22 protein-coding genes are annotated in these 21,332 nt (G+C 56.8%); 13 read left to right on the forward strand and 9 right to left on the reverse strand.

The window, feature by feature from the left end; genetic code table 11:
* Positions 1-2 precede the first annotated feature (2 nt).
* Entirely contained in the window at positions 3-2,750 is a 2,748-nt protein-coding gene (locus ACN0WX_RS01560; RefSeq protein ID WP_417620515.1) for a helicase-related protein, read from the reverse strand.
* A gap of 210 nt (positions 2,751-2,960) precedes the next feature.
* On the opposite strand from ACN0WX_RS01560, the gene ACN0WX_RS01565 reads away from it, so the two are divergent.
* The 5 genes from ACN0WX_RS01565 to ACN0WX_RS01585 are packed head-to-tail and all read left to right on the forward strand — an operon-like array spanning position 2,961 to position 7,820.
* Positions 2,961-4,529, forward strand: coding sequence for a M23 family metallopeptidase (locus ACN0WX_RS01565; RefSeq protein WP_417620516.1), 1,569 nt, complete (start codon positions 2,961-2,963; stop codon positions 4,527-4,529).
* Between the two features lie 60 nt (positions 4,530-4,589).
* Positions 4,590-5,591 carry a porphobilinogen synthase gene (hemB, locus tag ACN0WX_RS01570; RefSeq protein ID WP_417620517.1) on the forward strand — a complete coding sequence of 334 codons (1,002 nt, stop codon included), beginning with the start codon at positions 4,590-4,592 and terminating at the stop codon, positions 5,589-5,591.
* Positions 5,584-6,153, forward strand: a complete 570-nt coding sequence (locus ACN0WX_RS01575; RefSeq protein ID WP_417620518.1) for a GNAT family N-acetyltransferase — start codon at positions 5,584-5,586, stop codon at positions 6,151-6,153. The genes hemB and ACN0WX_RS01575 overlap by 8 nt, the downstream gene beginning before the upstream one ends.
* On the forward strand, positions 6,150-6,701 hold the full coding sequence (locus tag ACN0WX_RS01580; protein ID WP_417620519.1) for a gamma carbonic anhydrase family protein: 552 nt from the start codon (positions 6,150-6,152) through the stop codon (positions 6,699-6,701). The genes ACN0WX_RS01575 and ACN0WX_RS01580 overlap by 4 nt, the downstream gene beginning before the upstream one ends.
* A 57-nt stretch (positions 6,702-6,758) precedes the next feature.
* Positions 6,759-7,820 carry a methyltransferase domain-containing protein gene (locus ACN0WX_RS01585; RefSeq protein ID WP_417620520.1) on the forward strand — a complete coding sequence of 354 codons (1,062 nt, stop codon included), beginning with the start codon at positions 6,759-6,761 and terminating at the stop codon, positions 7,818-7,820.
* 27 nt (positions 7,821-7,847) lie between these two features.
* Here the strand turns inward: ACN0WX_RS01585 and ACN0WX_RS01590 are convergent, their stop codons facing one another.
* Entirely contained in the window at positions 7,848-8,363 is a 516-nt protein-coding gene (locus tag ACN0WX_RS01590) for a hypothetical protein (RefSeq protein WP_417620521.1), read from the reverse strand.
* Positions 8,364-8,581: 218 nt separating this feature from the next.
* On the opposite strand from ACN0WX_RS01590, the gene rplU reads away from it, so the two are divergent.
* The 3 genes from rplU to ACN0WX_RS01605 all read left to right on the forward strand — a co-directional run bounded on the left by rplU (position 8,582) and on the right by ACN0WX_RS01605 (position 10,097).
* On the forward strand, positions 8,582-9,082 hold the full coding sequence (rplU, locus tag ACN0WX_RS01595; RefSeq protein ID WP_417620522.1) for a 50S ribosomal protein L21: 501 nt from the start codon (positions 8,582-8,584) through the stop codon (positions 9,080-9,082).
* A gap of 3 nt (positions 9,083-9,085) precedes the next feature.
* On the forward strand, positions 9,086-9,355 hold the full coding sequence (rpmA, locus tag ACN0WX_RS01600; protein ID WP_159646056.1) for a 50S ribosomal protein L27: 270 nt from the start codon (positions 9,086-9,088) through the stop codon (positions 9,353-9,355).
* A 196-nt stretch (positions 9,356-9,551) separates the two neighbouring features.
* Positions 9,552-10,097: a GNAT family N-acetyltransferase gene (locus tag ACN0WX_RS01605; protein WP_417620523.1), complete on the forward strand. Its 546-nt coding sequence runs from the start codon at positions 9,552-9,554 to the stop codon at positions 10,095-10,097.
* Positions 10,098-10,105: 8 nt separating this feature from the next.
* Here ACN0WX_RS01605 and ACN0WX_RS01610 read toward each other — a convergent pair whose 3' ends face one another.
* From ACN0WX_RS01610 to lnt, 4 genes are all read right to left on the reverse strand, one after another.
* Positions 10,106-11,068 carry a metal-dependent hydrolase gene (locus tag ACN0WX_RS01610; protein WP_417620524.1) on the reverse strand — a complete coding sequence of 321 codons (963 nt, stop codon included), beginning with the start codon at positions 11,066-11,068 and terminating at the stop codon, positions 10,106-10,108.
* 192 nt (positions 11,069-11,260) lie between these two features.
* Positions 11,261-11,956 carry a tRNA (guanine(46)-N(7))-methyltransferase TrmB gene (trmB, locus tag ACN0WX_RS01615; RefSeq protein WP_417620525.1) on the reverse strand — a complete coding sequence of 232 codons (696 nt, stop codon included), beginning with the start codon at positions 11,954-11,956 and terminating at the stop codon, positions 11,261-11,263.
* A 30-nt stretch (positions 11,957-11,986) separates the two neighbouring features.
* On the reverse strand, positions 11,987-13,198 hold the full coding sequence (gene metK, locus ACN0WX_RS01620; RefSeq protein WP_417620526.1) for a methionine adenosyltransferase: 1,212 nt from the start codon (positions 13,196-13,198) through the stop codon (positions 11,987-11,989).
* A 70-nt stretch (positions 13,199-13,268) separates the two neighbouring features.
* Positions 13,269-14,828, reverse strand: coding sequence for an apolipoprotein N-acyltransferase (gene lnt / locus ACN0WX_RS01625; RefSeq protein WP_417621185.1), 1,560 nt, complete (start codon positions 14,826-14,828; stop codon positions 13,269-13,271).
* Between the two features lie 96 nt (positions 14,829-14,924).
* Between lnt and ACN0WX_RS01630 the strand changes: the two genes are divergently transcribed.
* Positions 14,925-15,614 (forward strand): hypothetical protein, encoded by a 690-nt coding sequence (locus ACN0WX_RS01630; RefSeq protein WP_417620527.1) that lies wholly within the window; start codon positions 14,925-14,927, stop codon positions 15,612-15,614.
* Positions 15,604-16,044 carry a VOC family protein gene (locus ACN0WX_RS01635; RefSeq protein WP_417620528.1) on the forward strand — a complete coding sequence of 147 codons (441 nt, stop codon included), beginning with the start codon at positions 15,604-15,606 and terminating at the stop codon, positions 16,042-16,044. The genes ACN0WX_RS01630 and ACN0WX_RS01635 overlap by 11 nt, the downstream gene beginning before the upstream one ends.
* Positions 16,045-16,059: 15 nt before the next feature.
* Here the strand turns inward: ACN0WX_RS01635 and ACN0WX_RS01640 are convergent, their stop codons facing one another.
* A complete protein-coding gene (locus ACN0WX_RS01640) occupies positions 16,060-16,656 on the reverse strand; it encodes a TetR family transcriptional regulator (RefSeq protein ID WP_417620529.1) in 597 nt (198 codons plus the stop codon).
* 67 nt (positions 16,657-16,723) lie between these two features.
* Between ACN0WX_RS01640 and ACN0WX_RS01645 the strand changes: the two genes are divergently transcribed.
* The gene (locus ACN0WX_RS01645) at positions 16,724-17,623 is read left to right on the forward strand and encodes a metal-dependent hydrolase (RefSeq protein ID WP_417620530.1); all 900 of its coding nucleotides are present in this window, start codon (positions 16,724-16,726) and stop codon (positions 17,621-17,623) included.
* Between the two features lies 1 nt (position 17,624).
* Here ACN0WX_RS01645 and ACN0WX_RS01650 read toward each other — a convergent pair whose 3' ends face one another.
* On the reverse strand, positions 17,625-18,185 hold the full coding sequence (locus ACN0WX_RS01650) for a hypothetical protein (protein ID WP_417620531.1): 561 nt from the start codon (positions 18,183-18,185) through the stop codon (positions 17,625-17,627).
* Between the two features lie 235 nt (positions 18,186-18,420).
* On the opposite strand from ACN0WX_RS01650, the gene ACN0WX_RS01655 reads away from it, so the two are divergent.
* On the forward strand, positions 18,421-19,554 hold the full coding sequence (locus tag ACN0WX_RS01655; protein WP_417620532.1) for a sensor histidine kinase: 1,134 nt from the start codon (positions 18,421-18,423) through the stop codon (positions 19,552-19,554).
* The gene (locus ACN0WX_RS01660) at positions 19,551-20,300 is read left to right on the forward strand and encodes a LytR/AlgR family response regulator transcription factor (RefSeq protein ID WP_417620533.1); all 750 of its coding nucleotides are present in this window, start codon (positions 19,551-19,553) and stop codon (positions 20,298-20,300) included. The genes ACN0WX_RS01655 and ACN0WX_RS01660 overlap by 4 nt, the downstream gene beginning before the upstream one ends.
* A gap of 13 nt (positions 20,301-20,313) precedes the next feature.
* Here the strand turns inward: ACN0WX_RS01660 and ACN0WX_RS01665 are convergent, their stop codons facing one another.
* Positions 20,314-21,330, reverse strand: a complete 1,017-nt coding sequence (locus ACN0WX_RS01665; RefSeq protein WP_417620534.1) for a hypothetical protein — start codon at positions 21,328-21,330, stop codon at positions 20,314-20,316.
* Positions 21,331-21,332 lie beyond the last annotated feature (2 nt).

Raw genomic sequence — 21,332 nt, forward strand, 5'->3', positions numbered from 1 at the left:
TCCTATTTCTTCATGCTGTCCCGGAGCGCCGCCAATTCGGCAAAGGCGCCGCCTGCAGTAGCCAGCACGGGTTCTGCCTTGCGTTTGCCGGGCGTGGCCCTTGCCTGCTTTGCAGGCTTTCCCTTCGACTTGGCGGGATGGCGGGTCTTTTTGCGCGCCATGCCTTTCCAGCGCCAATATTGCGTGGCGGCAGCCGGTTCTCCGGTCCCAGGCCCATTATCTGCCGGCGCTTCGTCAACAGGCTTAGTGCCGGTTTCGATAGTTGCTGATTCTATTGGCTTAGCAGAAGCGGTTTCCGGTGCGGCATCATCACCCGATGGAGGTGGCGCAACCGGGGTTGGCTTGTCATCGGTTTTGACGAAGCCTGCGAGATCGAGCAACGCCTCGTGACAGGATTTCGACAGACCCAATGATGTCGCCAGGGCCGGGTCGATAGCAAATAATTCGCCCTGTTTCCGGGCTTCATGGGCCTGCTTGACTAGTCGCTCGACCATGTCAACGCGGACATATTCGTCGGCAATTTTGCGAAAACCGAGTCGCGATGCATGATCGGCAGCCGCAAATGTCCCTTCTTTCAGGTGCACCGCATTATCCGGCACCTGATCTATCATCGGTTGTGCGTCAAAAGCCGCGAACAGCGCGGTTCGCCAGAGCACGGCACCGGGCTTCATTAGCGCGTGATGAAATATATCAAGCGCTCCGAATACCAAGCCCGCGCGGCGCGCATGCCCCCTCATATCGTTATCGAGCGCACGGACTGCCTGGTCGATATCGCGCCGCGACAATATTCCGCCGGCATCGACGATTTGCGCAAATAACGCCCGAACCGCCGGCGGTGTTTCCGGATCATTCGCGAGCGCATCGATTTTCACCAAGCCTTCCAGATGCTTGGCTTTCATCGCTTCGACCCAGGCCTTGACGCGACTAGCCACTTTCTGACTGTCTTCGGGTGCCATATCCTTGACCGACCGGTCATATTTGATCTCGGGCTGCAAAAGCGTCTTGCCCTTGGTGAGGGTCGCCAGGTTCGCATCGCCCCAAAGGATCGTCGGCTGCCCGGCGGCGTCGGGCACCAGCGTCAATACGCTGTCCGGGGCCTTGGCGAGAGCATCTGCATTTTCCGTCATAATCCGTCCCAAATATCTTTCTGCTGCCGCGAGCAGCATCTTGCGGTCCTCTCTCCGGCTATCGGATGGCACGACAAATTGGAAGCCCTTGAGTGTTCCTAATTCGTGCCCCTCGACCATGACTGTGCCATCATCGTCGACCGCGACATCCTGTGGCAGCGTGTCTTTCAGAAGCCCCCGCATCAAAACCCGCGTTCTCTTATCAACAAAACGCTGGGTCAACTGACTGTGCATCGCATCGCTCAGCCGCGATTCCAGGGCTCGAGTGCGATCGATCATCGCGTCGGGCTGTTCCACCCAATGGGATTTTTGTGCGATATAGCTCCAGCTTCGCGCCGCAGCAATCCGTGCGCCAAGCGTTGCAATATCGCCCTGCACATTTTCCAGCCGTGATATCTCCTGTGCCATACGGGCGTGCGGTATTCTGCCTTGCCCCGCGGCCAGATGGGGCCAGAGCGAGGCGACAAAACGCGCCTGATGATCCGCGCCAACCTTACGGAAATCGGGGATGCTGGCGACTTCCCAGAGCAAGCGTACCTTGTCGGCAGAACCCGCGAGACGTACCACATCGGGATCGCGTGCAAGCCGTTTCAAGACCGCAAGGTCGACGGCTTCCGGCGCGGCATGCAGGCGGCGCTCCACCGGTCTTTCCTCGAGCGAGTGGATCAGCGTCTCGACCGTGCCAAAGTCAGGCTCGGCATTGCGCCAGTAGAGCCATTCCAGCCTGGGAAATCGATGGGCTTCGAGATTCTCGATTTCCTCGGGCAGCAATTCGTCCGAAGAGGCCAGGCCCGACAGGGTACCGAAGCTGCCGTCCTTCTGATGGCGTCCGGCGCGCCCGGCAATCTGTCCGATTTCGGCCAGAGTCAGTCTGCGCCGCCGACGCCCGTCAAATTTCCTGAGCGAGGCAAAGGCGACATGGGTGACATCAAGGTTCAGCCCCATGCCGATGGCATCGGTGGCGACCAGATAGTCGACTTCGCCATCCTGATACATCTTGACCTGCGCATTGCGGGTCTGCGGCGACAACGACCCCATGACAATCGCCGCGCCGCCATGCTGGCGTCGAAGCATTTCGGCAATCGCGTAAACATCCTCGAGCGAAAAGGCGACGACAGCGGACCGGCGCGGCAGACGGGAAAGTTTGCGCGGTCCCGCGTAGCTCAGGGTCGAAAAACGGGGCCGGTTGATAATCTCGGCATCGGGGAGCAGGGCTTCTATCAGCGATCGCAGGCTTTCCGACCCGAGGATCATGGTTTCATCGCGGCCGCGAGCATGCAGCATGCGGTCGGTAAATATATGCCCCCGCTCCGGATCGATACCGAGCTGCGCCTCGTCGATCGCAACAAAGGCAAATTCGCGGTTCATCGGCATCGCCTCTGCTGTGCACAGGAACCATTGCGCCTGATCCGGAATGATCTTTTCCTCGCCGGTAACCAGCGCCACCCGGTTCGCGCCCTTGAGCGCAACCACGCGCTCATAAACCTCTCGCGCCAGCAGGCGGAGCGGAAATCCGATCATGCCACTCGAATGCGCGCACATGCGCTCGATGGCGAGATGGGTTTTGCCGGTATTGGTCGGGCCAAGAACGGCGACAAGAGACGACTGGGGATACCGGGTCATTGATCGCACAACAGCCGATCAGGCACAGAGTTGCAAGGGGCTTGGCACATTAAGCGATATTGCCGACCGGATAACCGCGATTATGCACGGCTCGCCGCATGGAAAAGGCCACCGCAGCCACTTAATTTGACTTTAACTAAGTTCCTGCACAGAGGTTATCTATTAATTTGGGTGCAAAAGTTCCGACGATTGCATCACCAAGGGGTTGGCTTGTTCAAGAGTATCGATGATATCGACATGCAAGTTCAGGGGGCTGCAACCGTGGCAGCCCACCCTGGTCCGTTGACGCTCACCGAACCCCCCTCTCTCGGGGACCAATTCGCTGAATGGCGCGAATATTTGGCGGAGATTGACTGGGTACCCGATCTCGGCATGGATATCGGAAGTCCGTCCTGGTTCCGCGGCCTCGCGACGCTGACGTTCTTGTGCGGTATCGCAATCTCCTGCCTGCCCGATTTCGGCCCAATTGCCGGACACCGCGCCGACCCATTAACCGGGTATCGCGCTGATCAGGCGCGTTCGCAAATGATTGCGCCACTGGCTTATGGGGCCGATACCGGCGTACGGATGGCGGCAACCGATGCGGTGCGCCCGCTGGCGGAAAGCCCGGAACGGCCATCCATTGAGCTGGTGGCGACATTGGGTCGGGGCGACAGCCTGCGCAGGGTGCTGCAACGCGCCGGGGTCGCCAGCAATGAAGCCAGCGAAGTCACCGATCTGGTCGGTGGTGCCGTTACCCTCGGAGACATCAAGCCCGGCACCAAGATCGATGTTATTCTTGGCCGTCGCCCTGCGAAAAATCAGGCTCGGCCGCTGGACCAGTTGGCGTTTCGCGCGCGCTTTGACCTCAATCTCGAAGTGTTGCGTGATGGCGAAAAGCTGAAGCTCAATCCGAAGCCCATCCTGGTTGACGATACCCCGCTGCGGATCACCGGTACGGTAGGCTCGAGCCTCTACCGCTCCGCCCGTGCTGCGGGCGCGCCAGCTGATGCCGTACAGAAATATCTCCAAGTCATTGGCAAAAAAATGTCCGTGTCCCGTGACATACGCAGCACTGACGAATTTGATATCATATTGTCCTATCGCCGCGCGGAAACCGGCGAAGTTGAAGTGGGCGATCTGATCTATGCCGGTCTGGAACGCGGCGGCAAGCCGGTAGCGCAAATGCTGAAATGGCAGAGCGGCGGCCAGACCAACTGGTTTGAAGCATCGGGCGTCGGCCAGTCGAACGGGGAGCTGGCCCGGCCAACCAACGGCCGGATCACCTCCAGCTACGGCATGCGGCGCCACCCGATCCTGCGCTACAAGCGTATGCACAGTGGGCTGGATTTTGGCGGTGGCTATGGTGCCCCCATTTACGCAGTCACCGATGGCACCGTCATCCATGCCGGACGCAAGGGTGGCTTCGGAAATTATGTCAAATTGCAGCATGGTGGCGGGCTGGCCTCCGGCTATGCCCATATGAGCCGGATCGCGGTGAGCAACGGACGCCGGGTACGCAGGGGCCAGATCATCGGCTATATCGGGTCGACCGGACTGTCGACCGGCCCACATCTCCACTATGAACTTTATCGCGGCGGGCGGGCGATCAACCCCCGATCCGTCAAATTTGTTGAGCGCGCCCAGCTGGGCGGACAAGAATTACGTCGTTTCAAGGGCGAACTCCAGAAATTGAAGCGCGTGGAACCGGGCGCGGCATTGGGCGCGCTGAAAAGCGCATCGGTTGAAGCCAAGCCTGACCGGGAGATCAACCGGCTGAACAAACCGCTCAAGAGCTAGCGGCTTCAAACAATTCACAGAAGAGTTGAGCCCCGCTGTCGGCTCCGCTAAGCATTGCCCATGTCCCAACAAGCCTCTTTCCCACACACCCGACTACGCCGCACCCGCGCCCATGGCTGGAGCCGGGAAATGGTGCGGGAAAACCGTCTGTCTGCATCCGATCTGATCTGGCCGCTCTTCATCACCGAAGGCATGGGCATAGAAGATCCGATCACATCACTCCCGGGTGTTTCGCGCTGGTCCGTCGATGGCATTGTAGAGCGTGCCAGGGAAGCTTGTGATCTCGGCATTCCCTGTCTTGCCCTGTTTCCCAATACTCCGGCGGAGAAACGCAGCGAAGACGGAAAAGAAGCCCTCAATCCCGACAATCTTATGTGCCGCGCGACCAAAGCGGTGAAGGATGCACTCGGTGACCAAATCGGCATACTCACCGATGTCGCGCTCGATCCCTATACCAGCCATGGGCAGGACGGGCTGATCAATGACCACGGATATGTCGAAAACGACCGCACACTCGATCTTCTGACCAAACAGGCGCTGAATCAGGCCAATGCCGGTGCCGACATTATCGCACCATCCGACATGATGGATGGCCGGGTCGGTGCAATCCGCGACGTATTGGAACTCGCGCATCACCATAATGTCCAGATCATGGCCTATTCGGCCAAATATGCCAGCGCCTTTTACGGCCCCTTCCGCGATGCGGTAGGATCCGACGGCTTGCTGAAGGGCGACAAGAAGACCTATCAAATGGATCCAGCCAACTCCGACGAGGCGCTGCGGGAAATTGCGCTTGATATTGCCGAGGGTGCCGACAGCGTCATGGTCAAGCCGGGTCTCGCCTATCTCGACATCATTTATCGCACCAAGTCGGAGTTCAACATCCCGGTGTTCGCCTATCAGGTTTCCGGCGAATATGCGCTGATAAAAGCCGGGGCCGCCGCCGGCATTGGTGATCATGACGCGCTGATGATGGAAAAGCTGATCGCGTTCAAGCGCGCGGGATGCAGCGGCATTTTAACCTATTTTGCCGCCGATGCTGCGCGCTTGCTACATGGTTGAAAAGACTGACGATATTGTACTGGAAACCGACCGGTTGATCCTGCGCAAGTGGCGCAAGAGCGATATCGAGCCGTTTATGGAACATCTCAACACCCGCAATGTGATGCGCTGGCTTGGCGGCGTGCAAAGCCGGGAAAAATTCGATGCGGCAATGGAGCGGCTCGAAGGCTATGACCGCGACTTTGGCCACACTTTCTGGATTATCGAGCGCAAGTCTGACGAAGAAATTCTGGGCTTTTGTGGCCTCAAGCGGGTCAACGCGCCGCAACCGAAACTGACCGGTGCCCATGAAATTGGCTGGCGCCTGCGGGAAGATGCGTGGGGCAAGGGCTATGCAAAGGAAGCCGCAGCAGCCTGTATGGATGCCGCCTTCACCCGCTGGAAAGCCCCCTATGTGGTCGCGCTGACGGTCGCTGGCAATGAACCGAGCTGGGGATTGATGAAACGGCTTGGCATGACTCACCGCCCCGAACTGGATTTTCACGATCCCAATTATGGCGAAGAACTCAACCCGACCATTGTTTACAAAATCACAGCTGACGAATGGAACTCCAGAATATGACAGATGCCCTCATCCTGCCGTTCAATGGCAAAACCCCGAAGATTCACCCCAGCGCCTTTATCGCGCCGGGCTGCAAGATTATCGGCGATGTCGAGATCGGACCCGAGTCGAGTGTCTGGTATAATTGCGTGATCCGGGCTGACGTGAATTTCATCCGGATCGGTGCGCGCAGCAATATCCAGGACGGCACCACTATCCACTGCGACAGTGCAACGCCCGCCACCCCCAATGGCAACCCAACTATCATCGGCGATGACGTTCTTGTCGGCCATATGGTAATGCTGCACGGCGCGACGCTCGAAGACCGGGCCTTTGTCGGGCTGAGCACCACCGTGATGGATGGTTGCGTGATCGAGGGCGATGCGATGCTCGCCGCCGGGGCGACGCTGACTCCAAACAAGCGAATCCCGACCGGCCAGCTGTGGGCCGGATCGCCGGCAAAATATATGCGCGATCTTCCGGAACCGGCAATCGCCGGCATGCGAATGGGCGTTGCCCATTATGTCGAAAATGCCAAGGCGCACAAGGCGGCCATCGACAACCTGTAACTTTCCTGCCGGTTGTGTTAGGCTTCGTTCAGGGTCGCTGTTTTTGGAGACAGCGAAATGACTGAGCAAATTGACGAATCGAAGGTTGAAGAACTGGCCGGCAAGGTCATCGGCGACGTTGCCGGTGCGATGGCGGTGTTCATGTCTTATCTCGGCGATCAGGCGGGCGTCTATGCTGCCATGGACGGCGCCGGCCCCTTGTCCGTCGACGAACTGGCGGAAAGGACCGGTCTCAATCCGAAATATCTGCACCAGTGGCTCGGCTCCAACGCCGCGGCTGGCTATGTCACCTATGATCCCGCCACCGAACGTTTTTCTCTGACCCCGGAACAAGCCCTGGTCTTCTCTCGTGAAGGCCAGCCGGCGTGCATGCAGGGGTTTTTCCAGACGGTTGTCGCCCAATATGAAACCCAGGCGAAAGCGGTGGATACGTTCAAGTCCGGCGAAGGCAGGCCCTGGGGCGACCATTCAACCTGTTGCTTCTGCGGCACCGACCGGTTTTTCCGGCCCGGCTATGCAGCCTGTCTGATCGACCAGTGGATACCGGCACTCGGCGGTGTGGAAGCAAAGCTGAAAACCGGTGCCAAGGTTGCGGACATTGCCTGCGGCCATGGCTCCTCGACCGTACTGATGGCAAAAGCCTATCCCAATTCGGTGATCCACGGAATCGATTTTCATGAACCTTCGATCGTCGAGGCCAGGGCCAAAGCCGAAGCGGCAGGTGTGACCAATGTCGAGTTCCAGGTTGCCAGCGCCCAGGATTTTACCGGCAAAGATTTTGATTTCGCTTGTATATTCGACGCCCTGCACGACATGGGCGATCCGGTAGGTGCAGCTGCGCATATCCGCGAGGCTTTGAAACCCGACGGCAGCTTCATGCTGGTCGAACCGCTGGCCGGGGACAGGATGGAAGAAAATCTCCATCCCCTCGGACAGATTTTCTATGCCTTCTCGACGACTATATGCACGCCGGCATCTCTGGCGCAGGACATCGGACTGGGTCTCGGCGCGCAGGCCGGGCAGAAACGATTGACCAAAGTGCTCGGCGAAGCCGGTTTCTCGACGGTCAGACGCGCGACCGAAACGCCGACAAATATGGTGTTGGAAGTGACGGCCTGAGGCGGCACGGACCCCTACCGGCCCGAATCAGCGCAGCCGGTTTTTCATCGAGTCGATTTCCGCCTGTTGGCTGTCGACCTGTGCCTTTACGGCTTCTCGCCGTCCGGCGATCATGGTGGCACCGCCCGATTGGCCTGAGTCCGTCTCGCGTTCGAGCTGCGCCATATAAAGCGCATCAATATCGGCCAATGCCTCGACCGAAGCGCTGCGCTCCATCTCGAGTGCGGCCAGCTCCATTTGCGCGACAACCCAGGATTCGGTCGACACTGCAGCGCCGCGCGCCGCGTCCACGCGCTTTTTGACGACCGGAAGGCGAGACTGGAATTTTTCATGCGCAGCACCGCTTTGCGTTATTGCCGCGTTCAATTTGCTGTGCACATCCGCTGGCAACTCGGAAATGGTGTCGCCAGGTGCAGTCGTGTCGGTGATCACCGGATCATCTTCATATGGGCGCTTCTGAAGCGAAGGAAAATCACCCTGCTGCATCGCGCAACCGGATGTTGTGACGGAGATAATCGCCAGCAAAGCAGGGAGTTTTTTCATTGCTCTGTCTTTAGGAGAGGCTTATCCGGTCCGCAACGGCGAATATGTCGCATTGATGCAGGACATGATGATGCTGCGACGAATGGCCAAAAATCGCCTTAAGCCGGTTGACAGGGCCAGCTTCATCGGTTAGCTGCGCACTCTTTCCAGCGTGAGCCGTCGGACTCGCGTTAACGGCCTTGCGCGCTGGAACCACAAATTTGAAACGGAAAATAGCCATGTTCGCAATTGTGCGCACCGGCGGCAAGCAATATCGGGTTGCCGCAGGAGATATTATCGCAGTCGAAAAACTAGCTGGTGAAGCTGGTGATTCGGTAACCCTCGACGACGTTCTGCTGGCCGGAGACGGTGGCGATATGAAAGACGTCAAGGGCCTGACCGTGGCGGCAGAGATTGTCGCACAGGAAAAAGGCGAGAAGGTTATTATCTTCAAAAAGCGCCGTCGGCATAATTATCGCCGCAAAAATGGCCATCGCCAGCAGCACACCGTGCTGAAGATCAGCGCTATCGGTTCCGAAAAGGCCGCCAAGAAAGCTGCGCCGAAAAAGGAAGCCGCTCCGGCTGCTGACAAACCGGCTGCCGAAGCAAAAGCGGCTCCGGCCAAGAAAGCACCGGCGAAAAAAGCTGCTGCGAAGACCGAAGCAAAACCGGCTGCTGCCAAAAAGGCACCAGCGAAGAAGCCAGCCGCCAAAAAGCCGGCTGCCAAGAAAGAGGACTAAACCATGGCACATAAAAAAGCAGGTGGTTCATCCCGTAACGGGCGCGATTCAGAAGGTCGTCGCCTGGGCGTCAAGAAATTTGGCAGCGAAGCCGTTGTCGCAGGAAATATCATCATCCGCCAGCGCGGAACCAAGACCCATCCGGGTCGCAATGTCGGTATGGGCAAGGACCATACCCTGTTTGCGCTCATCGATGGCAAGGTGGAATTCCACAAAGGCAAGCTCGGTCGCAAATATGTGTCCGTTGACGCCATGGCGGAAGCCGCCGAATAACCGGATAATCGATAAAGGGTTATCCACAAGAGGGATAACCCGGCAGGTTCAACGGAACCACCAATTTCAGGGAGAGGGTTATCCTCTCCCTTTTTTGTCTCTCCCTGTCATTGCGTCACAGTCTTGTAATGGCGCCCCGCTAGTGGGCTCGTAAAACAAGACAGGGGCGTCGCTAATATGATGATGGAGAGTCCCGATGTTTGCCGTTACACCAAGATTATTGTTGAGGCCCGGCTGGCCCGAAGATGCCGACGCATTATTCGCCGCGATCAATGATCAAGCGATTGTCCGGAATCTCGCGCGTGCGCCCTGGCCGTACAGTTTACAAGACGCCCAGCAGTTCCTGTCCTTGCCGGCCCAACCGGCCCGCTGGCTGATATTCAGCCGGACATTGGCTTCGCCCCAGCTATTGGGGTGCATCGGGATTGACCGGCTGGAAGATCATAGCATCGAACTCGGCTATTGGATCGCTCGCCCCCATTGGGGACAGGGATATGCCACCGAGGCCGGTCGTGCGGTGCTGGAAACGGCGCGGGCCTTGGGACACCAATGTCTGGTCGCCAGCCATTTCGTCGACAATCCCGCTTCGGGAACAGTGCTGCACAAGCTGGGCTTCAAGCCAACCGGTCAAACGACCCGGCGCTTCAGCCTGGGCCGGGACCAGCATAGTGACGCCATAGAATATATCTGTGTTCTGGATGAAAAGCCCGAATGCGAGCTAATGCCTAAAATAGCCGCATAACCTATTTGTCAGGCGACTTTTCTCATGCGCTCCGGGGGGCGCTGATCTGGGAATATCGAAACTTTGCACGAAGCTTTTTCTTCGTCCATGATCGCGGCTTCATATTCACTCTCTGCGAGCTGAATGAGGGCGCGATCATCGATGTTCCAGGGGTGAAACCCCGGTCTGAAAAATTGCAGCCAGGGACGGATTGTACGCCGGAACGGTGCCGGGCTGACCAACGCATAATGGGCAAGTCCGATCCATGCCCGGAGCCCGGCGATGCCGTCTTGCCGTAACAAGTCGAGAACGCCCTTGATCCGGTTTTTTGTAAATCCGAGAGAGATTTTTGCCATGAAGGCGCTGCGGACAAGCCAGCGTTTCAACGGATTCCAGTCGCGGGTTACGTGCAGCCACGTATCATAGGCCACACCCTTGTGCTCAATCTCTTCCGAGGCATGCCAAAGCCACAAGTTGCGCTGGCGCTCGTCGGCATGTTCAAAATGCTTCGGGTTGGCAATCACCTCGGCAGCCAGAATCGCGGTAATATGCTCGATACACATAGTTGCCACGAGATGTGAAATCTCCGGCATGACCCGGATGCCATTGGTTACGTCGGCGATCGTCTTTTCGAGGCGCGAAATATCGAGATCGCAGTCTTCCAGATGCTGGTTGAAACAATGATGCTCACGACTATGGATCGCTTCCTGTTGAATGAAGGCGCGAATTTCACCCTGCAGCTTGGGCGGGACTCGCTTGAGGAATTTTTTTATCGAATCGATAAAAAATGTCTCACCCTCCGGGAAAGTGACAGAGAGGGCGTTGAAAACGGCAGACGCAAAAGGGTCGCCGCCAACCCACCGGCGGCGTTCGATTGCGGACAAGGAAAAATTTCGATTGCGGGGTCGAATATGCAGGTCGGTGGGAGTCGCAGTTTGATTTTGCGCGGAAAATTCGTTCGCTGCATCAGCGATAGTTGGAGCGATGCCCATATCTGGTTGTGTACCTCCCAGTACGTTTATATTTTGCGCGACCCATTTTTTGGTTAAGCGCTCGATAAACAAGGAAGGTTAAGATTCAGCATCACAGCATGCTTTACAAATATGGTTAATAATTCCTCTATCTGGCCGCAAACCGGTGGCCAGGAAGATTTCTGATTATGAACAGAAGGGACCGATTAAGGTTTATTTGCGCCGGTAGCGGAAATACCAGACTTCATGACCCTGGCGACGGGCCTTGGCTTCATAGCGCGTCTCCGGCCAGCCACCGGGACGAATCATCCAGTCTTTCGGGCTTTCGCATAACCATTCAAATTCATTGCGCTGGTTCATGATCATGCAGGCCCATTCCAGATAGACGGGATGATCGGTGCCGAAACGGAATTCTCCGCCGGACTTCAGCTTTGCCGCGATCATGTCCATTGGCCCGTGATTCATGAATCTTCGCTTGGCATGTCGCGCCTTCGGCCATGGGTCAGGATGGAGCAGGTAGACAAAGCTGAGCGTACCATCGGGAATTCGTTCCAGCACGTCGAGGGCATTACCCATGTGAAGACGGACGTTACCCAAATGCTGATCACGAACATGTTGGAGCGCACCAACCACGCCATTAAGATAGGGCTCACAGCCGATGAAGCCGTGATCAGGCAGCATATCGGCACGAGAAGCCAGATGCTCGCCAGCGCCAAAGCCAATTTCAAAATGCAGCGGGCGGGCGCTACCGAACAGCGATGCTGCGGTTACCGGGCCTTCCGTGGGAACAGCAATTTGCGGCAGCAGATTTTCAACCAGTTCGACCTGCTGATCGCGTAGCGCATGGCCTTGCCGCCGACCATAGAGCTGTCGGATGGTGGTTGGATCACCTTCTTTATGCGCGGTCATGTCGTGGGCACCGAAGCGAACGGGGTCAATTCAGATGGCGGCTTTCAACGCATCCACCAAATCGGTTTTTTCCCAGCTGAAGAAATCGCCGTCTGCCTTGCGGCCAAAATGACCATATGCTGCGGTTGGGCCATAAATGGGTTTATTCAGGCCAAGATGGGTACGTATCCCTTTCGGCGTAAGGCGCACCAACGTGGGAAGAATTTCTTCGAGCTTTTCTTCGCTCACCGTGCCGGTGCCATGCAGATCGACATTGATCGACAGCGGTTCGGCGACGCCAATGGCATAGGAAAGCTGTATCGCACACCGCTTGGCAAGACCCGCAGCCACGATATTCTTGGCCAGATAACGCGTAATATAGGCTGCCGAACGATCCACCTTGGTTGGATCCTTACCAGAGAAGGCACCGCCGCCATGAGGGCTCGCGCCGCCATAGGTGTCGACGATGATCTTGCGGCCGGTGAGGCCGGCATCTCCGTCCGGTCCGCCAATTTCAAACCGTCCGGTCGGGTTGACGTGGATTACGGTCTTGTCGGTTATAAAGCCTTCGGGCAGAACCGAGTGGAACACACTCATCACATAGTCACGCAATTCCTGATACAGCGCCGGATTGTCGCTGTCCTTGTAATAGCCCGGTGCGTGTTGCGTCGAAACCACGAGAGCGACCGCCTCGACCGGCACTTCATTGACATAGCGCAGGGTCACCTGACTTTTGCTGTCGGGCTCGAGAAATGGTGCCTTGCCGCTATGACGATCAGCGGCCATCTGCTTCAATATCTGATGCGAATATTGCAGCGTTGCCGGCATCAGATCCGGGGTCTCGTCGCTGGCATAGCCAAACATGATACCTTGATCACCGGCGCCTTCGTCCTTGTTGCCGCTCTCGTCAACGCCTTGCGCGATATGCGCCGATTGCGGGTGCAGATAATTTTCAAAGGTCAGATTCTGCCAGTGAAAACCATCCTGTTCATAGCCGATTTTTTTCACGGTCTCGCGGACAATAGTCTGAATTTCCTCCTGTGCGCCAGGAGCCCAGTTGCCATTGGTATCGATCATGCCTTTGCCGCGTACCTCGCCCGCCAGAATGACCCGGTCGGTTGTGGTTAAGGTTTCGCACGCAACGCGGGCTTCGGGGTCCTTTGACAGAAACAGATCAACAACGGCATCGGAAATTTGATCCGAAACCTTGTCGGGATGGCCTTCAGAAACCGACTCGGAGGTGAAAATAAATTCTGAGCGCATGGTAAAATCCTGATTTAGAGGTGGAAACAATATCAGCCTGGTGGGACATAAGGAAAAGTTTATATGTGCTTTAACGAGCACGCACGCGGATGGCAATGGCCGAGATCAGCAAAATGATCGCCAATCCAAGCGGCAAGATATTGCCATAGCGCGCAAAAAGCGTGGGTGATTTCGGTGGCGGCAGGAGCGCATCAATACGGCCCGCTTGTCCCATTGGCACGCTGTCCACGACCCGGCCATCAGCATTGATCAAGGCAGAGATGCCGGTCGGGGTCGACCGAATGACCGGCAAGCCTTCTTCCATCGCGCGCAACCGCGCCTGCGCGAGATGCTGCGGTGGGCCCCAGGCTCCGAACCAGGCATCATTGGACGGGTTGAAGATGAAATCCGGACGGTTGTCACGATCGACTACCTGGCCGGAGAAGATAATTTCGTAGCACACTTGCAAGCCGACCTTCCCGAACCCGCCCAGATCGAGCGAACGAGGCCCCGGTCCCGGCCAGAAATCAAAATCCCCGGGAGCAAGGCGCGACAGCCCGATCGCTTCGAGCACCGGCCGCATCGGCAGATATTCACCATAAGGCACCAAGTGATTTTTATCATAGCGGCCCAGCAATTGCCGCTCAGAATCCATCGCAAATATGCTGTTACGTGCGCCGACGGCTTGCTGATCAGCATCATCAAATTCCAGTTTGAGCGCACCGAGAAGGAGTACGTCGCCGGGCTTCATCAGAGCGCCAAGCTGGTGACGCACAAATTCCGGTGGACGGCCATAATAATAGCGCGGCGGGTAACCGGTCTCCAGATAGTCGGGAATAGCGGCTTCCGGCCAGAAGATGATCCGGGGACTATCCTCTTCCCGGCGCGTTAATCCGGCAAGCTTGGCCAGATTTTCTGCTTCATAGCCTGCTTTCCATTTGTCCTGCTGGCCGATGTTTGGCTGGACGACGGTGATGCTATGCTCCCGGCAATCTCCGATTCCGGACGAGCCACAAAGCGGTCCACCCATGGTAGCAAGGCCCGCTGCCGCAAACAGGAGGACCAGCGCCGACAAATATCCCGCATTTTTCCATTGGCGGTGCGAGGCCACGACGATCAGTCCAGCGAGAATTATCGGAACAGCCGATAATCCGTAGGTTCCGAAAATTCGGGACGACCAGGCCAGCAATGCCAAGGAATCCGATATCAATATGCTCGACAGCGGATTCCAGATGAAGCCGCTGAACACCCAGCTTCTGAGCCACTCTGTTGTAATCCAGAAACCAGCCAGCGACAGAATCAGCACCAACGGCCGGCCCTTGCCAAGCCACCATGCGCCTACTGCAGCCAATGCAGGAAAGACGGCCAGATAGAGGGACAGTAACACCACCGCAACATAACCCAGCCATTCCGGCATCGCGGCCTGGAAGGTGAACGCCTTGGCGATCCAGTTCAGGCCAATGATAAAATGACCGACGCCAAACAGCCAGCCGGCAGAAAATGCTGCTTTGCGGCTCTGCACCTGCATCACGATCGCCACCCACAAGGCCAGCATCAATATGGTCAGCGGCCACAGCGACAAAGGAGCGAAGCCAGTTGCGCTGATCCCGCCGGCTAGAAGCGAGAAAGCGTAGGGATGGCGACCGATCATATCTTGGAATTTTAACACCGGCGGCTTTTGCCGTGTTCGCGATCACCATTCAATTGCTAATTGCCGGAACATCGATTTGCTTGCTATTGTCCATCCATGAATTTTATTCCTTTCCTGATGCTCGCCCTATCGCAACCGATGGCAAGCGAACCTGCACCCCTCACCCCGGTTCAGCAGCGCGACCTGTCCTGTGTCGCGGTTCTAGCAATTGTCGCGTCGGAGCAAGAGGCCGGCGTGACCAGCGCGCTCGACTATCCTTTGCTCACCGAACGCGGTGCGACCTATGCCGGGCTGGTCGGGCAACAGATCATGGATGATAGCGGCAGAAGCAAGGAACAGGTCCGCGATGATATGATAGCGGCGGTGGCAGCGCGGCAGGCTCTGGCGCAATCGGCCGCCGATCCGGAAACGGCCGTCAGAAACGAAATGCCTATTTGCCTGCCGTTGCTCGATGCTGCCGTGCCGCCCAAGCCGAAGCCGGACCTGACCCAGTGCGCCGGCATGCTGCAACTGGCCTATGACGAAGTTCATGACCGCGAAGGCCTGTCCAAGACAGCGCAGGACCTGAAAACCCTGGCAGCCGTGCTCGACAGCCGCGCGCGCGACAAGATGCGCGCCGAGGGGCTGAGCGGTCAGGAAAGCGACATTTTATTGACCCAGAGCCGCGAAGCGATGCTGGCCGACTCCAAAGAGCGGGAATCGATGGGTCAGGGTTCCAATCTGGATTTCGAACATTGTTTCACCCTTGCCGCTCCCGAAGACAAGCAGAGAAAATATGAACATTGAACCCCAGCCGTCCTTGCGGCCCTTCCATCTCGCCTTCCCGGTCCATGATCTCGACGCAGCGCGCGCATTCTATGGCGAGCTGATGGGTTGCGAAGAGGGCCGAAGCGACCGGTGCTGGATCGATTTCAACCTGTTCGGACATCAGATCGTCACCCATCTCGACGAGAATTTCACGGCCCGGCCGATGGTCAATCCGGTTGACGGCGAGCAGGTTCCGGTGCCGCATTTCGGCGTCGTGCTGACCATGTCCGCATGGCAGGCTCTCGCAGACCGTCTGGCCGCGGCCAACATCGACTTTGTCATCCCGCCGACGATCCGCTTCGAGGGACAGGTTGGCGAACAGGCGACGATGTTTTTCTGCGACCCCAGCGGCAATGCGCTCGAATTCAAGGCTTTTGCCAGCGATGATCAGCTTTTCGCGAAAGACTGATCCGGCCATAAAAGCCTAGTCTTCGTGCTCCAGCTTCCATCGCTCCAGGGCATGATCCAGTTGTCGCTCTGCCATGTCGCGAGCCGAATCACGTGCCAGACCAAGCGACCCAGACAGACGCTCGCCGATCAGCGCATCACCGAGCGCCATCAACACCAGCGCCAGCGTGTCTTCGTGCATTTCGCGGTCTTTGTGCCCACCTTCTGCAAAATCGTCGACCAGCGTATGAATCGCATCAACAATCGGGTCGAGCGCGTCATCATTGCCCGTCAGCATCATCCATGACCACAATGCGGCCGCGCCCTGCTTGTCAAACGCGTCAAACGTCAGGTCGACAATGTCGCGTACCGCACCCTCCCCGGTCCTGGATTTTTGGATCGCCTGCGCGATCATGCCGCAAACTTCGTCGGACAAATAAACCGCAAGCGCTTTTTGCAGGCCGGAAGCGGAGCCGAAATGGTGCAACAGGTTGGCATGAGTGCGACCAATCCGTCCAGCAACGGCTTTCAATGTGACAGATTGTGGGCCTGTCTCCATCAGCAAATCGCGGGCAGCTGCCAGCGCCATGCTACGGCTTTCTTCTGGGGAGAGACGTCTTTTCGCTATTGACATTTATGTTAATAACCCTATTATCATGCGTGTCAGCTATAGGCCGCATTTCGTATAATGGAAACATCTGATGAATATGCCCAGCACCCTCCACGCCGAACCGGAGCCGATCCGTACGCCGACGCCTGCGGACCATGAAATCACGCCGCGTGACCGCCGCTTCGGGCGAGAAACAGGACATAACCCCGCAAAATACTGGCAAAATGGCGATCCCGTCGCGACCGCCTTTTACAATTGTCTGTCGCTCACATTCCCGCGCGGCGAGGCTTTTTTCATTGAAAGTGTAAAAGAATTCCGGGACCTCACGCCCCAAAAACTACAAAAAGAGATTCGGGCCTTCATTCAGCAAGAAGTGATCCACAGCCGCGAACATCTCGCACTCAACCGCCGGGTTGAAGACAGCGGCTATGATACCAGCCGCATCGAGCAGCGGATTACTGAATCACTCAATATGACCAAGGGCCGCCCAAAAATTGCCAATCTGGCCGCAACAATGATCCTTGAGCATTTTACCGCAATCATGGCGCAGCAATTCCTGGCCAACCCCCGGCACTGGAAAGATTCCGATCTGGAAACTGCCGATCTATGGCGCTGGCACGCATTGGAGGAAATTGAACATAAGGGCGTGGCTTATGACACATGGCTATATGCGACGCGCGACTGGAGCCGCTGGCAACGCTGGAAAGTCAAAGCGCTGATGATGCTGGTCATCACCCGGAATTTCTGGAGCAATCGCTGGAATGACACGCTCGACTTGCTCGCCCAGGACGGATTGACGGGATGGCGTGTGAAGCTGAAACTGCTAAAATTCCTGCTCATAGAGCCGGGAATTGCACGTGCGATCATCATTCCATGGTTCAAATTCTTCCTGCCCGGATTCCATCCGTGGAACGAGGATGATCGACATTTGATCCAGCGCGCCGAAAGCGAATATGAGGCGGCGATCACCGGCCAACCGGCAACCGCCTGAATCACATAGGTCGGTGAGCGGCTTTACTCATATCGACTTTTTCGACCCATTCCGGAAAAAAGCTGGGCTCGCGCGTTGACCAGCCGGGTGCGGTTGCCGCGGCTTCACTGATCGATTGGAGCAGATTCTTGCGGGTTTTCGGGTGCAGATGGGGCAGCGCAGCGGCCGCACAAAATGCGCCTGGTAGCCAGGGACGGGACTCCGGACCCAGCAGACGTTCGTAAAGAAAACGAAACGCCGGAAAACTCTGAATACGGCCCTGACCGAGATCATAAGCCGCAAGTGAGATCAGGGACGGCATGAAGGCTTCGATACTGTCGATCGCGCAATCGTCCGGAATGGCTTTGCGGATATCGCGAAGCCGCTGGTACAAAGACATCTGGACCTTGATACCCTCTTCTTCCACCTTGTCGCGTGACCATGTTTCAATGGCGTCCGAACGTTCGAGACCGACATCCAGCGATCGGCGAATATAGCGTTGCGTCGCAGAGCTGAAGCTCGCAAATTCCTTGATTTCGACCAGCGTCACAGCGCCGGGGACAGGTTGTATTTCTTTGGTCATGCTCTCGGGACTCCCTTTTGAATGATCCCACCCAAACATTTGGCCCAAACATGGTTAGCAATTGGTTAAATCGGTGCAGATTTGTTCAATATTGAACATCTGGATTCGGAAAATTGCGCACTAGACTTAGAAAGTTTCGACCAACCGCAAGCCTGTTTCGACCGGACACTATTCCCCTAGAGACAATTGATACCAAATTGCCCTAAGCTGGCCAGGAACCACGAATTGAACGCACATGAGAAAATTTGAACTCGGAAATCACAAGCCATCCGTCGGACATCAGGTCGCCATCCTGTCCATTCTCGGATTCTGGCTCTTTTATGTGATTGTCCTCACCCTGCGCGCTTCAATCGGCGACTGGCCCGCTCAAGGGGAAATGGCGATGCGCCGCATTGTCGTGACAATTTTTGGTATCGGCATAACCTATCTGCTGTATCTGTTGCTGCGACAGTTCGAAAATAAAGCGCTTTCAACCCGCATTCTAACAGCCTTCGCAGCGGCCATTCCCTGCGCGATCATCATCGCCGGGTTCAATCACTATGTCTTCAATATCTATTATCCGGAAAACCTTTGGGACGAAGCGCATGTCGAGGAAATGCGCAAATATATGACGCAGGAAAATTTGGCCCTGAAGGCAATTTCCGAAGATGCGACATCCCGCTTTTTCTTCATCATCAGCTGGGCGTCGCTCTATCTGACCTTGAGCTATGCAGGCGAAGTCCGGCAGATCGAGCGCAAGGCCGCCCGTTTTGCGCAAGCCGCGCAGGATGCGGAACTGCGGTCGCTCCGCTATCAAGTCAACCCGCATTTCCTGTTCAACACCCTGAACAGTCTGAGTACCCTGGTAATGCGACAACAGCCCGCTGAGGCGGAGGAAATGATACTCAACCTTTCCAAATTCTATCGCACCAGCCTGTCGGGTGACCCGCTTGAGGATGTTCCCCTGTCGGAAGAAGTCCATCTGCAGAATCTCTATCTCGATATCGAAGCAGTCCGCTTTCCGGAACGGCTCAAAACAAAAGTCGCCATTCCGGACGAACTGCTCGGCGTGCTGGTTCCGGGACTCATCCTGCAACCGCTGGTCGAAAATGCGATCAAGCATAGCGTCTCTCACAGCAAGCGGCCGGTCACCATCTCGATCAGCGCACGGTCCGACGGTGACAATCTTGTCCTTACGGTTGCCGATGATGGTGATCCGCGACCCGTGGATCTGCAGGACGACGGCCTGAACAGCGGTATCGGCCTCGCCAACGTTCGCGACCGTCTCGAAACCCGCTTTGGCAGACAAGCCAGTCTGCAGACTGTACGTCCGGCAGAAGGGGGCTATATTGCACAATTGACCTTACCGTTGATGCTGGACAATCCATGATCGAAGAAATCGAATCCAAACCGCTCAAGACACTGATTGTTGACGATGAACCATTGGCGATCGAGCGCTTGCAGCTGCTCTGCGCGCGGCAACCCCAAATCGATCTCATTGGCACCGCCAGCGACGGCGAGGCGGCCCTGCGGCTTACCGAACAATTGCAACCAGACCTTCTGCTGCTTGATATCGCGATGCCGGGCAAGGATGGGCTCGATGTCGCGCGCGCTTTATCCGGCAAGGCCGATGCCCCCGCGATCATCTTTGTCACGGCCTTCGATCGATTTGCAGTCGAGGCTTTTGATGTTGCGGCCATTGATTATGTTCTAAAACCGGTCGAAAACGAGCGCCTGACGCTGGCGATATCCCGTGTCCGGGAACGCACAGCGGAGCCGCGAACTGATGAAGCGGAGGACTCCCCCTGGGCGGAAGAATTCTGGGTTCCCTACAAATCCGAACTGCGCCGCATTGTCGCCTGCGAAATCGACCGGATCGAGGCAGAGCGCGACTATATGCGGCTCCATGTTGGCAGCGTAAGCTATCTCCTGCACCAGACGATCACCGGGCTGGAAGAGCGATTGAATCCGGACGATTTTATCCGGCTGCACCGTTCCCATCTTGTCCGGCGCGACTGGATTGCAGGGCTACGCCATGATGGCGGCGGTGTGTGGATGGCTTGCCTCAAATGCGGCAATGAAATCCGTATCGGTCGCACCCATCTGGCCGAGGCCAAGAAGCTCGCTGGACGATAGCAGGACCAGGCTATTAAAAGCTGTAACGAAGGGAAGCAGTCGCACTGGTTTCATCTTCGTTGACCACCGATATTCCATCCCGTGCAATCTGGGCCTTGCGCGCATTGACGCCCAGATTGGTCGATAGGCCGCGTGCGATATCATATCGCATACCCAGCGAAGCAGAAGCTTCGGATGTGCCATCCAGCTCACCATAATGGCCAGCAGCAGATAGGCTCAGCACGCCAATTTTTGTCTGTGTTCCCCCGGATATATACCAGCGATTCAGATCGATGGGGCCCGCCTGGAGATTCTCGTAACCAAAGCCGAGATCGAACAGGCTACTGCCATAGACAAATTCACCAACAATTGCAGCGCCCAGGGTTTCGAAATCGGTTACACCATCCGGTGCCAGATAGCGGGCTTTGGCGACGCGAGCAGAGAAACGATAATCTCGCCTGCCAATCGGCCGCTGAAATTGCCCGCCCAGCTCGAAATTACCGTCGGCATCGGCAATGCCAGTCAGGATCGCCGGGCCAAAGCGCCCGCTATAACCGCCACCCCAACGGTTGATACGGCCGTAAAAATCGTCAAATGCCAAGTTGGAATTGCCAACCGCGCGCCGCCGCCGTGTGGCTTCCCGCACCAGACCGTCGACATTGCCTCCGATCAGACTACCCCAGCTCGTCCGGACAAAGCCTGCGACATTATCCTCATAGTCATTCCTGTTTTCATCATATTGCCCGAAATAGGACACCCCGACATTCCACCGGTTGGCGAGCTGCATCTCGATACTGATGTCCAGGTTGGTGACCAGACTGACATCCACATCGCCATGAAAGATGCTATCGTCCACCGTGAGCTTGACCGGCACGTCTATGACACCGCCCACCAGAACGGTGGCTTGACCGATTTCAAATGCGAGCGGTTCTTCAAAAGATGAAAGATCATCATAGTTGAGACTGATCTGAGCCTTTGCGGCTCCGGCCGTCAGGACAAATACCCCAACAACAGTCGGAACGACCAGCAAGCGTAAAAATCCGGTTTTCATGG

Source organism: Parasphingorhabdus sp., from assembly GCF_048269915.1.
In the GTDB taxonomy this organism is placed as follows: domain Bacteria; phylum Pseudomonadota; class Alphaproteobacteria; order Sphingomonadales; family Sphingomonadaceae; genus Parasphingorhabdus.